The 13,141-nt window shown below is 55.6% G+C and carries 12 protein-coding genes; 10 read left to right on the forward strand and 2 right to left on the reverse strand.

Going from position 1 to position 13,141, the window contains the following annotated elements:
* Positions 1-222 precede the first annotated feature (222 nt).
* From AC2FLD_RS12125 to AC2FLD_RS12145, 5 genes are all read left to right on the forward strand, one after another.
* Entirely contained in the window at positions 223-552 is a 330-nt protein-coding gene (locus AC2FLD_RS12125) for a hypothetical protein (protein ID WP_496673708.1), read from the forward strand.
* A 250-nt stretch (positions 553-802) separates the two neighbouring features.
* The gene (locus AC2FLD_RS12130; RefSeq protein ID WP_496673705.1) at positions 803-2,686 is read left to right on the forward strand and encodes a glycosyltransferase family 92 protein; all 1,884 of its coding nucleotides are present in this window, start codon (positions 803-805) and stop codon (positions 2,684-2,686) included.
* 94 nt (positions 2,687-2,780) lie between these two features.
* Positions 2,781-3,452 carry a class I SAM-dependent methyltransferase gene (locus AC2FLD_RS12135; RefSeq protein ID WP_050603652.1) on the forward strand — a complete coding sequence of 224 codons (672 nt, stop codon included), beginning with the start codon at positions 2,781-2,783 and terminating at the stop codon, positions 3,450-3,452.
* A gap of 22 nt (positions 3,453-3,474) precedes the next feature.
* Complete coding sequence (locus AC2FLD_RS12140) at positions 3,475-4,527, forward strand: glycosyltransferase family 2 protein (RefSeq protein WP_496673702.1); 1,053 nt, start codon at positions 3,475-3,477, stop codon at positions 4,525-4,527.
* Positions 4,528-4,554: 27 nt separating this feature from the next.
* Positions 4,555-6,456, forward strand: a complete 1,902-nt coding sequence (locus AC2FLD_RS12145) for an ATP-grasp fold amidoligase family protein (protein ID WP_496673699.1) — start codon at positions 4,555-4,557, stop codon at positions 6,454-6,456.
* Between the two features lie 44 nt (positions 6,457-6,500).
* Here AC2FLD_RS12145 and AC2FLD_RS12150 read toward each other — a convergent pair whose 3' ends face one another.
* Positions 6,501-6,803 (reverse strand): DUF6476 family protein, encoded by a 303-nt coding sequence (locus tag AC2FLD_RS12150; protein WP_496673696.1) that lies wholly within the window; start codon positions 6,801-6,803, stop codon positions 6,501-6,503.
* Between AC2FLD_RS12150 and AC2FLD_RS12155 the strand changes: the two genes are divergently transcribed.
* The 5 genes from AC2FLD_RS12155 to AC2FLD_RS12175 all read left to right on the forward strand — a co-directional run bounded on the left by AC2FLD_RS12155 (position 6,802) and on the right by AC2FLD_RS12175 (position 11,229).
* Positions 6,802-7,836: an RluA family pseudouridine synthase gene (locus tag AC2FLD_RS12155; protein ID WP_496673693.1), complete on the forward strand. Its 1,035-nt coding sequence runs from the start codon at positions 6,802-6,804 to the stop codon at positions 7,834-7,836. The two genes, AC2FLD_RS12150 and AC2FLD_RS12155, sit on opposite strands and share 2 nt — an antisense overlap.
* Positions 7,837-7,981: 145 nt before the next feature.
* A complete protein-coding gene (rpoH, locus tag AC2FLD_RS12160) occupies positions 7,982-8,878 on the forward strand; it encodes an RNA polymerase sigma factor RpoH (RefSeq protein WP_050603648.1) in 897 nt (298 codons plus the stop codon).
* Positions 8,879-9,038: 160 nt separating this feature from the next.
* Positions 9,039-10,013 (forward strand): Gfo/Idh/MocA family protein, encoded by a 975-nt coding sequence (locus AC2FLD_RS12165; RefSeq protein WP_496673690.1) that lies wholly within the window; start codon positions 9,039-9,041, stop codon positions 10,011-10,013.
* A gap of 57 nt (positions 10,014-10,070) precedes the next feature.
* Positions 10,071-10,340, forward strand: a complete 270-nt coding sequence (locus AC2FLD_RS12170; RefSeq protein ID WP_496673687.1) for a DksA/TraR family C4-type zinc finger protein — start codon at positions 10,071-10,073, stop codon at positions 10,338-10,340.
* A 13-nt stretch (positions 10,341-10,353) separates the two neighbouring features.
* Positions 10,354-11,229 carry a DMT family transporter gene (locus tag AC2FLD_RS12175; RefSeq protein ID WP_496673684.1) on the forward strand — a complete coding sequence of 292 codons (876 nt, stop codon included), beginning with the start codon at positions 10,354-10,356 and terminating at the stop codon, positions 11,227-11,229.
* Here AC2FLD_RS12175 and AC2FLD_RS12180 read toward each other — a convergent pair whose 3' ends face one another.
* Complete coding sequence (locus AC2FLD_RS12180; RefSeq protein ID WP_496673681.1) at positions 11,230-13,050, reverse strand: M3 family oligoendopeptidase; 1,821 nt, start codon at positions 13,048-13,050, stop codon at positions 11,230-11,232.
* Between the last annotated feature and the right edge of the window lie 91 nt (positions 13,051-13,141).

The raw sequence follows: 13,141 nt of genomic DNA on the forward strand, positions 1-13,141 counted from the left end.
CGGAAAAGATCAGACATGTTCACTGCTCGGTTTTCGAGCCGTGAATCACGCAGCTAGCTGGAAATCAATGGGTCCTGGCCCTAGCTTTCTCAAACACCGTCGAACTACCCATGAGAAGATAGCAACAGTAATGTAGTGCAAAGCTCACCCAAAAAGTTGCAACTAAACTTGCTACTTACCGAAAAGGATCTCGCGCACCCAATCGACGGATAGGTCGACACCATGGGCGATTTCCTTCGGCGAATGGCCCTCAGCTGCCATTTCTCGGGGTCGACTGTTACAGGCGGCGCGCACGACGAAACGGCAATTGGACGGCTGCAGGATCATTCCGGAAAACGCCTTGACCAGCTTGTTAGCACCTTTCCAGCCCAGAACCCGAACCAAGGGATGATTTACCGACGGCAGGCGATTGCGCTGACCTACAAACTCGCAGTATCTGAGGCGACTGAGGAGCACGACAGAAATTGGCTTAAAGTACCAACCAACAGAAAGACTGTTAAGTTGTTGGAAGTAAATGACCCTGTCTCACCAACCGACGCATTGACTCAGTAAATGCGTTTTTCGACCGAACCAACCTTGGTCTTCCTTCAAATGACAATCGTTTTGTTTGCAATCCGGTGATGGTGAGCAGAGGGTACGCTTGCAAACGGCCGCAATGCCCGGCTTTGTTGCCCGGGCCTGTCCACTTGCAATGCCATTCGGTGGCCCGTAACACGGCTGAAAGGGAATGCGCGCTACGCCTCTGTGATGATGCAGTTTTCTGTGATGCAGATAGAGTGTGCCATGGTTGCAGGGTGAATGAATGAGACTTGTCATTTCCACTATGAAAGATGAAGGCCCTTTCATCCTCGAGTGGATTGCCTATTACCAGTCGATCGGCTTCACCCACTTCATCGTCAATTCAAATGATTGCTCGGACGGCACCGACGCGATCCTGAGTCGATGTCAGGAACTGGGGTTTCTTGCACATACCGACAATCCGGGGCCTTGGAAATTCGGGCCTCAGGCTTCGGCTTACGCGAATGCGATGAAACATCCATGGTGCAAAGAGGCCGAGTGGATATTGGTGTGTGACGTTGACGAGTTTTTTGACATCCGCATCGGAGAAGGGACTTTGGACGATCTGTTTCGTGCATTGCCATATGCAGATGGGTTTACGGCAATTTGGCAGCTATTTGGGCACAACGGGGTTGTTGAATTCGAAGACCGGTTCATTGTTGAGCAGTTTACCCGTGCGGGTGAGCTTGGAGCTGTCAGTCCACACAACTTGCGGGCGTTCAAGTCTTTGTTCCGAAACAACGGATCGTATCGGACAATCAGTACGCATCGACCGCGTGGACCAATACCCAATAAGGCAGACCGTTTTACTTGGATCGATGGCGATGGTGATCCGTTGCCTCCTGCGATGCGTCGACGGGGGTGGGCTTATTCCTCGACGGGGGCCGGGTTTGGGCGCAGACTTTTTCGAATGAACCACTATGCAGTGCGGTCAGTGGAAAGCTATCTGATGAAACGGTTGCGAGGGGATGTGAATACCTCGAGTTTTCATCCCAAGATGGAAGCAACCGGTCAGGCGTACTGGCGACTGCATTGCTATAACGACATCGAAGAAACCTCGATCCTGTCAAAAGTTGCACGCCTGCGCCGGGTTTACGAAAAGCTGCAGTCAGATTCAGTTCTGAGGCAGTTGCACGAGCAGGCGGTTGCGTATCACAAAGACCGTATCGCAAGCCTTCTCGAGACCGATGTGGCGAAGGAATTTGTCGCGAAATTCAGACGGTTTCACAGCGGGCGCTATGTCAAGGCACTGGAACTTGGTGTGATGGAAGATGGTGATTTGTCCTTCAACACCGAACTCTACAAAGACCCTGAAATCACATTTGCTCAGGTTGCAAAGTGGACGCGCCTGGGCAAAATGTCCAAGGCCGAGAACTCCAAGCCGAACAATTTCCCTTGGTTCGTTCGCCTCGATTCCCTTGGTACGACGTTCGACCATGAAGAGGCTGCGACGCAACACGCGCAGATTACCGATGCCAAGCAGGTTGCATTGCCGTTTGACCCGAAAGATCCGGCTTTCTTGCCCTCTGCTTCTCCTGAGATTGAAAGAACGAAAGACCAGCGTCAAAGCTTTTTGCAATCCATCAGTGGCAAGAAAAACTGGGCGCTGATCGGGCATGTCGAAACGGAAATCGTTGAGGAAATACTTGCCTTGGATGCCGTCGCGCATTTGACGCTCATAGCGCCATGGGGGCTGTCTTGGGACAGCTTCACTTGCGCGGATGCTTCGCAGGATCCGGATCTACAGGCGCTTGATCGCACGTTTTATGCGTTGCTGGAGTATTTCCGCGAGCCGATCCTGGCCGGGCGCCTCAAAGTCTACCGCGCACTGCCACCTTTGATGCTTAAGCTTTTTGAAGATGAAAGTGTCGGTGTTGTCATAATTCGCGGGGTGCGCACAGAGCAGGTGATGAGCCAGCTTTTGCGTCGCATCGACCGGGTTCTTGCGCCGGGCGGCAGTATCGCATTTACGTCCTATCGCCGTCACGGAGGCGGGTCCTATTCAGGAATGAATGCGGCAATAAACAGCTTTCTGGGGCGAAATGCTTCAAGATACAGGATAACCGGCTTGCAGCCACCGTGGCTTGGTATCGACAAGTTGCCGCCACTTCCCAAAAAGGACACATAGCTTCTGGTTCTTGATAGGATGACATGATAGCCATGGCTTAATAAACAAAACGGGTTTTGAGCGAACCGAATGCCCGTCTGTAAGTGAGGTCGAGATGTCAAACGAACCCAAGGTTATCGGTGTTGCACCCGGCAGCCAGCAAAAACCAAAGGCTGACAAGGCGACCAAGCGGAAGAACAGTAAAGAAGCGATCCGCCGCACGTTCCTTTCGCGCCTACCCAAGGGTGGCGTCGCGGTTGAGATCGGTGTCTGGCAGGGGGCGTTCTCTCCGACCATTCTGAAGCTTATTGAACCCAGTCAGCTGTTTCTCATCGACCCATGGAAGCATATTGGAGAAGAGTCCCATACAACGGCTTTCGTCGGGCGGACCGAAGATGAAAAGATGGAGGCCATCTTTCAGAAGGTGGTCAAATCTTTCGAAAAAGAGATCGAAGAGGGCAAGGTCGGTATCATCCGCGATTTCTCGGTTCCCGCGCTGGCGCTGTTTGAAGACGAAAGCATCTCGTTTGCCTATGTCGATGGTGACCATTCTTATGAGGGCGTGACCGCCGATCTGGCGGCACTGTTTCCCAAGATCAAGCCCGGCGGAATCATGGCGTTCGACGATTACCATCGCCGTGGCTGGTGGGGCGACGGCGTGATCCGCGCGGTCAACGAGTTTCTAGGCAAGCACCCCCGAGAGCTGCGCATCCGGGCGATCGCCGGCGCTCAGATCGCGATAGAAAAGATTGTCCCGCAGGACAACGACAAAGGTCAGGACAATTAATCCGCGGGATTGAGGGGCAGCGATGGACAAGCCGGAAAAAATCCTCATCACAGCGATGAAGAACGAAGGGCCCTATATCTTGGAATGGGTCGCCCATCACAAGGTGTTGGGGTTCGACAGGATAATTGTCTACACCAATGACTGTTCAGACGGCACAAACCAGATACTTCGCCGTTTGCAGGACATGGGCCATGTCGAGTTTCATAAAAACCGCGTTGGAACAGGCGGGATTCACCGATCCGCCCTCAGACAGGCGCGCCGTCTGCCGGTCGTGAAAGAAGCCAAATGGATTTACGTTGGCGATGCGGATGAGTTTCTGAACATCCACGTTGGCAATCACAAAGTTGATGATCTGATCGAAGCAACGCCGGGCGTTGACGTCATCTCAATCCCTTGGAAGATTTTTTCGAACAGCGGCAGGCACGTGCTGCGGGATAAACCTGTCACGCAGCAATTCTTTGATGCTGAGTTGGACTATGAACACGGTGGGGCAGGGCGTCGTTTCGTAAAGTCCTTGTTCCGGCAGGGTGAGCTGTATTTGCGTTTCGGCTTGCACAACCCTCATCCTAAACCTGAATTTCAGGCGGCGATGTTTCGATCCGTGCCCGGGGGGCACGCGAAAGAACCTGCGCCCTTCGGCAACCATGTCTCACCGCCCTTTGGCCTCGAAGTCGCACAAATAAACCATTACGCCGTTCGCTCTACCCAGGCTTATCTGGCCAAGCGAAGCCGGGGCAGGGCAAACCATTCGTCCCAGACGCTGGGAACGGATTACTGGGATCGCTGGAACCGTGGCGGTGCGACGGATGAAACAATCCTGCGCTACAAGGACGAAGTCGATGCGGTGCTGGAGGAGTTTCGTTCAGATGATCGGCTCAAACGGTTGCACAGAAAATCGTTCCGTTGGCACAAGGCGCTGATCAACGAACTTCTGAAACAACCGGATTATCATGAGCTGTACCAGAAATTACTGGCCACGCCGGCCGTGGAATTTGTCGGAAAAGATCGCATCGTGCGGGAACGGCTTTCGACTGAGACGATCCACACGACCGGCGAACAGCAACCAGAATCCTAGTCAAACGCCCTTCGGAGACATACGTTAATGGCTGCGGATCATTCTCTTCCGACGATTGGTATGCTCTGGATGGAAGGCCGCCTGAGTTTTCTGGAGCAGATGTGCATGTTGTCCTTTGTCGAACAGGGGCACAGGCTTGTTTTGTTTCACTACGGGCAGGTCGAAAACGTGCCTTCAGGTGTTGAACTGGTATCGGCCAATGAAGTGCATGAGCCGAAACAGTTCATTGTGAACAATCAGTTCAATACACCTGTACCGCAATCCGACATCTTCAGATTGCAGTTGATGAAGAAGACGGATTTCCTGTGGTGCGATACGGATGTTGTGGCGCTGGCCCCGATTCCAAAAGCGGATCATATCTTTGGCTATTTCAACCGAGACACGATTTGCAACGCCGTGATGCGGCTGCCGCCCGACAGTCCGGCGCTGAACGCTTATGTGGAGTACAGCGAAGACCCTTACCCGATCCGCCCTTGGGTCGAAGGAGAAGAACGGGAAGAGCTGGAGCGCATGAAACGCGCAGGTGAGTTGCCGCACGCGTCAGATCAGGAGCACAGCGTTTACGGTCCAGGCGTCATGACCTGGTATCTGCGCCAACATGACGAGCTGAAACATGCCAGCCCAATCCCCGTGTTTTATCCGCTGCCGTTCCGTCAGGCTGGGCAAGCCAACGACATTCACGTTCGCGAATTCAGAGGCACTTATATCAAGGATGACACTCTTGCCGTGCATTTGTGGGGCCGCCGGATGCGGTGGTGGATCGCCAATGGTATCAAACGGCATTCATTCCTCGACAGACGCCTGCGGAACTTAGGCATCCGCGCCAGCGATGCACCTTTGCCGCGCCACGGCAGAAAGGGGCCCAAACCGATCGAGTTCCCGGCCAATTTACCCGCGCTGCGCGCAACAACCGAGGACATCCGAAAGGCCACGGGCGGTGCAATGTCCACGGCCCTGCTGTCTGACAGGGAAGACTATCTGAAAGCGGCGCAGGCCGAACTCGATAAGATCACGACCGACAATCTCTATTGTGTAAACGATCCGCCGCCTCCGGGCTGTTCGCGTGGCTGGGATTTCTACGGCAGCGACGCGGCGCGGCTGAACGCGCTTGCGTTGTCTATGTTCAATTATGCCGAAAGCCACCGCCATCTACCCGACCTCTGTGACCCAAGCACGTTTTCGGAAAAGCTGTTGATCATGAGGCTGTTCGGGGCCGTCCCTCATGCGTTTGTCGCGGATAATGACGTAGAGTTGGAAAAGGTGCCGGATATTCTGACCGTGCCTAAGCGGGTGTGGCATGCACAGTCTCCGACGTTGCCGGACGCGCTTGAAGGCGAGCCTGGAGAGTATTGCTTGAAAGGCTCAGCCAGCGCGGCGCACAGGATTGGGGTGTCGCTTCCTCTGGAAGATGCTGAGCGTGATGCGGCAAACAATCAGTTGGCCGCGTGGCACAAGACCAAAACGCCGGAAGGGTTTTGGACTGGCGACTGGTGGCGCGTCACCAGTCAACCCATCTATTGCCTCGAAGAAGATCTGTCAGCCGGTGATCAATCAGTCAGCGAATGGCGGTTCTGGGTGATCGTCGGACGCGTACACTTGGTGCAGGTTGATCGTGACCGGGGGCGCGGACGTATTCAGATGCTGCATGACCGTAACTACACATACTTGGCGGATGAGCTGTTGTTCCCAACCAGTTCTGACACAGAGCCACGTCCCGCGCAGTTCGATGATATGATCCGGATCGCGGAAGCCATGGCAAAAGATGTCGAACTTGCCAGAGTAGATTTCAGCCTGATTGAGGAAAGGATCTGCTTGCGCGAGGTTGCTCTGTCTCCGCTCGCGGGAAAGCAGAAAATACGTTCAGATGCGCTGGATCAGCAATTGGGCGCGGCATGGACCGGAACAGCCTTATTCCCCAGCAACAGCTAAGCGGCGTGTCAGATCACGTATGTGGATGAGTTGCTGCATGGGGGTCACTCAACCACGATCTCCTGACGTAGCTTTCCGGTCGTTTTGTCAAAGATCAGAACACGGTTGTCATCGGTGACGACCGCATACCAGTTGGAGCCGATGGTCAACGCCTGCGCCTTTGCGCCGCCCGGCAAATCGATCTGATCCGGAAGGGTGGGGGTGCGGTCCGATAGGCGGATGACAATCAGGGCGAATGTCACTAGAACCCCGCCAATCATCACCGCGGTCAGCAGCATGACCATCCGCCGCAGCAATCGCAACTGTGGTGTTTCCTGCGGTTCTTGGGGTTCGGAAGGGACAGTCATGGGCACCCGCCAGATTGAGTTTCAGATCGCGGCTGATCCGCCGCCTCGCCTTGATAAGGCGCTTTCCCGGGATGTGCCAGACGGTGAAAACCTGTCGCGCACCCGGTTGGCCCGCCTGATCCAAGAGGGCGCGGTTCAGATCGACGGAAGTGAGACACGTGACCCCAAGGCAAAAGTTGCGGAAGGGGCGCAGATTACCATCGTCGTGGCCGAGGCCGAAGACAGCCATATCGGCCCCGAAGACATCCCGCTTGAAGTCGTCTTCGAAGATGCGGACGTGATCGTCGTGAACAAGCCTGCAGGTATGGTCGTACACCCTGCGCCGGGCTCGCCCAGCGGAACGCTGGTGAACGCGTTGCTGCACCATTGCGGTGACGATCTGTCAGGTGTCGGCGGGGTCAAACGTCCGGGCATCGTGCATCGGATCGACAAGGAAACCAATGGCCTTCTGGTGGTTGCAAAATCAGACGCAGCGCATCACGGTCTGGCCGAGCAATTTGCAGCCCACAGCGTTGAACGGTATTATCGCGCAGTGTGCTACGGTGTGCCGGACGCAAACGACCCCCGATTGCGCGGTGTCAAAGGGATCAATTTCGAGCCCGGCAACATCATGCGTGTGACAACGCAGCTAGCGCGGCACAAAACCGACCGTCAGAGACAGGCGGTTCTGTTCCACGGTGGCCGCCACGCGGTGACCCGCGCGCGTGTTGTCGAAACCTTCGGAACGCCTGCGGGGTTGGCTCTGATCGAATGCTGGCTGGAAACCGGTCGAACCCATCAGATACGTGTGCATTTGGCCCATGCAGGGCACGGGCTGGTCGGAGATCCGGTTTATGGCGGCAAGCGCAAACTGTCAGCCAAGGCGTTTTCTGCTGCGGCCGCCGATACTGTGCGTGAATTCCCCCGTCAGGCGCTTCATGCCGCCGTTTTGGGTTTTGAACACCCTGTCAGCGGTGAAACCCTGCGGTTCGAGGCCGAATTGCCGGATGACATGCAAAACCTGATTGCAGGGCTTCGCATACCGCTGTCATAATAAGCAAAGTCTCGTGAGTAAGAGCTTCTTATCTTTCCTTAACAGAAGTTTAAATTCAGACTGATAGCAGCACCTCTTGAATGGGATAGGTTCCTTACCCATATCCTATGTTAAAGACTTAAACATTTGTCGGAGGGACATCATAATGGCAAACTACGCAAATCTCCCCGCACCGACGCCCGAGGGCGGTCTGAATCGCTATATGCAGGAAATCCGCAAGTTTCCTCTGCTGGAGCCGGAAGAAGAATATATGCTGGCCAAGCGCTGGGTCGAAGAGCAAGACACCGAAGCTGCGCATAAGATGGTGACATCTCACCTGCGGTTGGCGGCCAAAATCGCCATGGGCTATCGCGGCTATGGTCTGCCGCAGGCCGAAGTGATTTCCGAGGCCAATGTGGGCCTGATGCAGGCGGTTAAAAAATTCGACCCCGAGAAAGGCTTCCGTCTGGCGACCTATGCCATGTGGTGGATCCGCGCCTCGATTCAGGAGTATGTCCTGAGGTCGTGGTCGATGGTCAAGCTGGGCACGACTTCGGCACAGAAGAAACTGTTCTTCAACCTGCGCAAGGCCAAGGCCCGTATCGGCGCTTTGGAAGAAGGCGACATGCGCCCGGAAAATGTCAAACGGATCGCCGAGGATCTGGGCGTTACCGAAGACGAAGTGATCAGCATGAACCGCCGGATGTCCGGTGGGGACGCATCGCTGAACGCCACGGTTGGTTCCGAAGGCGAAGGCACGATGCAGTGGCAGGACTGGCTGGAAGATGAAGATGCGGATCAGGCAGGCGATTATGAGGCGCGCGACGAATTGGAAGCGCGCCGCGAGTTGCTGACTGCCGCTCTGGATGTTCTGAACGATCGGGAAAAGGACATCCTGACTCAGCGTCGCTTGATGGATCAGCCTGTGACGCTGGAAGAGCTCAGCACGCAATACAATGTCAGCCGCGAACGTATTCGCCAGATCGAGGTGCGTGCCTTTGAGAAGTTGCAGAAAAAAATGCGGGATCTGGCTCGCGAAAAAGGGATGCTGAGCGTCAGCTGACCAAAAAACCAGCCCGCATGCGTTTGCGGGCTGGTTTCGTTTTTCCCCTCGTTGAAAAAGATATGTAGCGTTGATCGGTGCACGGCTTAATCGCACCGTGATTTGACTCTTGGCTACAAAAGGCGGCACTGAAGTCACTTAGAAACGGATGGAGGGCGCGATGCCAAAACCTGTTCAGTTTGGTGTTTTAGGAGCCGCAAAATTTGCGCGGGAATATATGGCGCCGGCGATTCATTCCGCCAACGGCGCACAGTTGGCTGCTCTAGCGACGTCCGATACAGCGAAGGCGAATCCATTTCTGTCGTTTTGCCCTGATCTCAAGGTGCACAACAGTTACGACGCACTGTTGGCAGACCCCGGGATAGACGCGATCTACATCCCTCTGCCCAACCATTTGCACGTCGAATGGAGCCTGAAGGCCCTGGACGCTGGCAAGCACGTGCTGTGCGAAAAACCGATGACCCTGCGCGCGGATGAGTTTGGCGCGTTGATTGCCAAGCGTGACCAGACCGGCTTGCTTGCAGCCGAGGCTTATATGATCGTGCATCACCCCCAATGGCAGATGGCACGCGATCTGATCGCGGACGGGGCCATCGGGAATTTGGTGCACGTGACCGGCGCGTTCAGTTTTGACAATCGGGCGGATACCGGGAACATCCGCAACCGCGCTGAAACCGGTGGTGGCGGTCTGCGGGATATCGGCGTCTATGTGATCGGCGGCGCACGCTTTGCCACCGGGGCAGAGCCAGTATCGGTACAATCCGCGATCCGTTGGCAAGATGATATCGATGTCTTTACCGAAATTCGGGCCCAGTTCCCCGGGTTCACCTATTCTGCTTACGTGTCCATTCGAGCGCACCCTTATCAGGAAATGGTGTTCCATGGCGAGCGCGGCGTGATCCGTCTGACAACGCCCTTCAATGCCCGTGTGTTCGGTGAAGCGCGGGTCGAGCTGCACCGGCCGGGGCTTGAGGTTCAGATCACCCGGTTCCCCGCAGCAGATCATTACAAGCTTCAGGTCGAAGCCTTCTGCCGGTCAGTTCGGGACGGGGCAGAGTACCCCTGTCCGCTGGAGTTTTCGCGCGGCACGCAAGAGGTGATCGACCGTGTGTTCGAGGGAGCGGTGCCGCTGTAACTTGCTCTCATGGCGCTGCCTCGGCTATCTTGCTTGGTATTCTTGCAGGAGGCGACCATGGCCGGAGGTTGGGCGCGCGACGGCGCGGTGAGCGAACAGATCGAAGCGTCGATTTCGGACGAACTGGCGCGGATGCGGGCGCAAAAGCGTCCTGTTGGCGAAAGCTTGACCCATTGTGCGGAATGCGAAGAGCCAATCCCCGAGAAACGACGTTTGGCTTTGCCGGGCGTCAAGCTGTGTCTGGATTGCCAGCAGGACCGGGATGGCGCGTTCAAGGCGCGTGGCGGCGTCAATCGGCGCGGGTCAAAAGATAGCCAGTTGAAGTAAACGAGGCATCAGCATGACCAAGACCAACCTTTTGCAGAACGGTTTGGTTCTTGGATTTCTCGCGGCGTTTCTGTGGGGCACACACAGTGTCATCGTTCGCTATTTGACCAGTGATCTTGGTGGATTGCAGATTGCCGTCACGCGGTTGTTCATCGCTGCGCTTGCCATCTTCGTCATGCTTCGGGTCATGCGGGTTTCGATTTCGCTCCGGTTAAGTGATTGGAACTTTCGACTGGCCGTCCTGTCCACAGTGGTCAACTACATCCTTTTTCATATCGGGTTGGAACATACAGGTGCAGCCAATGCGATGGTGCTTGAAAACACCGCACCTTTCTTTGTCCTGGTGTTCCTCTATTTCTTTGCAGACACGCCAGTTACGCGTACTGATTTTTTTGCCACCGCATTGGCAATTTTAGGCGTATTTCTAACGGTGTACCGAGACTTCCAAGGTGGCGGAGAGCCTTTGTTCGGCGACTTGATGGAAATCGGCGCAGGTCTCAGTTGGGCGGTGTTCCTGATTTCCAGCAGCCGTGCGATGCGCAATTCGGAAACGACGGGGGAACGCCTGAACTTCCTGTTCGGAATATTCCTTTGCTCAGGTGTGCTGCTGCTGCCGCTGGCGGCATTTACGCTGCAGGTTCCTACGGCAAATGACCTGGTCTTTCTGATCTTGCTGGGCGTTCTGCCTACCGCTTTGGCCTATTACCTGTGGTACGAGGCCGCCGCGCGGGTCTCAACCTTGACCGCAACTTTGATGTTTGCAGCTTCGGTTGTGTTCACATTTATTAACTCGGCGCTGTTTTTGGGGGCCACAATCACTCCGATTGCGGCCCTTGGTGCGGTTTTGATCGTGGCTGCCGTGTTCTTGACGACAAAAGGCCAGACGTAACTAGGCCTCCATCGCCTCCAGCTCATCGATAAAGCCCGAGATCATCGACAGGCCCTTGTCCCAGAACTTGGGATTGCTCGCGTCCAAACCAAACGGCGCCAGCAGTTCCTTGTGATGTTTGGACCCACCAGCGCGCAGCATCTCGAAATACTTGTCCTCGAATCCTTCTGCGCCGCTTTCGTAAACCGAATAGAGTGCATTCACCAAGCCGTCGCCGAAGGCGTAGGCATAGACATAGAAGGGAGAATGCACGAAGTGCGGGATGTAGGCCCAGAAGGTCTCGTACCCATCCATGAATTCAAATGCCGGGCCCAGGCTTTCGGCCTGAACGCTCATCCACAAGGCGTTGATATCGTCGGGGGTCAACTCGCCCTCACGGCGCGCGGCGTGCAGCTTGCATTCAAAGTCGTAGAAGGCGATCTGGCGAACCACGGTGTTGATCATGTCCTCGACCTTGCCGGCCAGCAGCACTTTGCGCTGTTCCGGGGTTTCGGCCTGATCCAGCATTTTACGGAAGGTCAGCATTTCGCCAAAGACCGAGGCGGTTTCAGCCAGCGTCAGCGGGGTTGAGGACAGCATCTCACCCTGATCGGCGGCCAGCACCTGATGCACACCATGTCCCAGCTCATGCGCCAGGGTCATCACGTCGCGCTGTTTGCCCAGATAGTTGAGCATCACGTAGGGGTGGACATCGGTAACGGTCGGATGAGCAAAAGCTCCGGGTGCTTTACCGGGTTTCACCGCAGCGTCTATCCATCCTTTCGAAAAGAACGGGGCTGCGATCTCACCCATGCGGGGATCGAAGGCGTCATAGGCGTCCATAACGGTCTTTTCGGCTTCGTTCCAATTGACGACGCGCGTGTCTTCCATTGGCAGCGGTGCATTGCGGTCCCAGACCTGCATCACGTCCAGACCCAGCCATTTGCGTTTCAGTTCGTAATACCTGTGGCTGAGCTTGGGATACGCGGCCACGACCGCCTCGCGCAGGGCTTCCACCACTTCGGGTTCGACATCGTTGGACAGGTGACGCCCGGTCTGAGCGCTGGGCATATTGCGCCAGCGGTCGACGATTTCCTTTTCCTTGGATTGCGTGTTGTGAACGCGGGCAAAGGTTTTGATGTTGTCCTGAAACACCGACGCAAGCTCGCGCGCAGCTGCTTCGCGCTTGGAGCGATCTTGCTCGGTCAACAGGTTTAGGGTGCCTTCGATGTTCAGCTCTTCGCCGTCAACCACAAATATCAGTCCGGCAATAGTTTCATCAAACAGACGTTCCCATGCGTCGCCGACAACACCCAGATCGTGCAGGAACATTTCCAGCTCATCAGACAGTTGGTAGGGCTTCATCGCACGGATGCGGCGGAAAACGGGCTCGTACCGTGCCAGATCGGCATTGGCGCCGAGACGCGCTTTCAGAGCGCTATCCTCGATCCGGTTTATTTCCAGTGTGAAAAAGACCAGCGGTGTGGTGAAGATCGTGATTTTTTCCTGCATGTCGGACAGGAATTTGGCGCGCTCGGCATCCGTGGTCAGTTGGTAATAGCGCAGGCCGGCGAAAGACATGATGCGTCCGGCAATGGAATTGATCTTTTCGTTGCGCAACACACAGGCCAGCAGGCCACTTGCGTCCAGATCGGCCAGTTTGCCTTCGTAATCCGCGGCAAAGGCGGCGCATTCGCCTTCCAGCCAGCCCAGATCGCGCTCAAGTTCGGGCGCTTCTTCCGAGGTGTAGAGATCGCTCAGATCCCATTCCGGAAGATTGCCCAGATTGTCGGCACCGCCCATTGCGTTTGCGTCACGGACGGGAAAGGGAAGGTCGCGCATGGATCACCTTTTGTAGATAGCTTTTGCAAACATCTAGGGCTGGCGCGCACGGATCACAAGCGGCCAGTCTTCCGGGTGGAAGAAAGGGTCC

The sequence above is a fragment of the Ruegeria sp. CDSA021 genome, assembly GCF_059612325.1.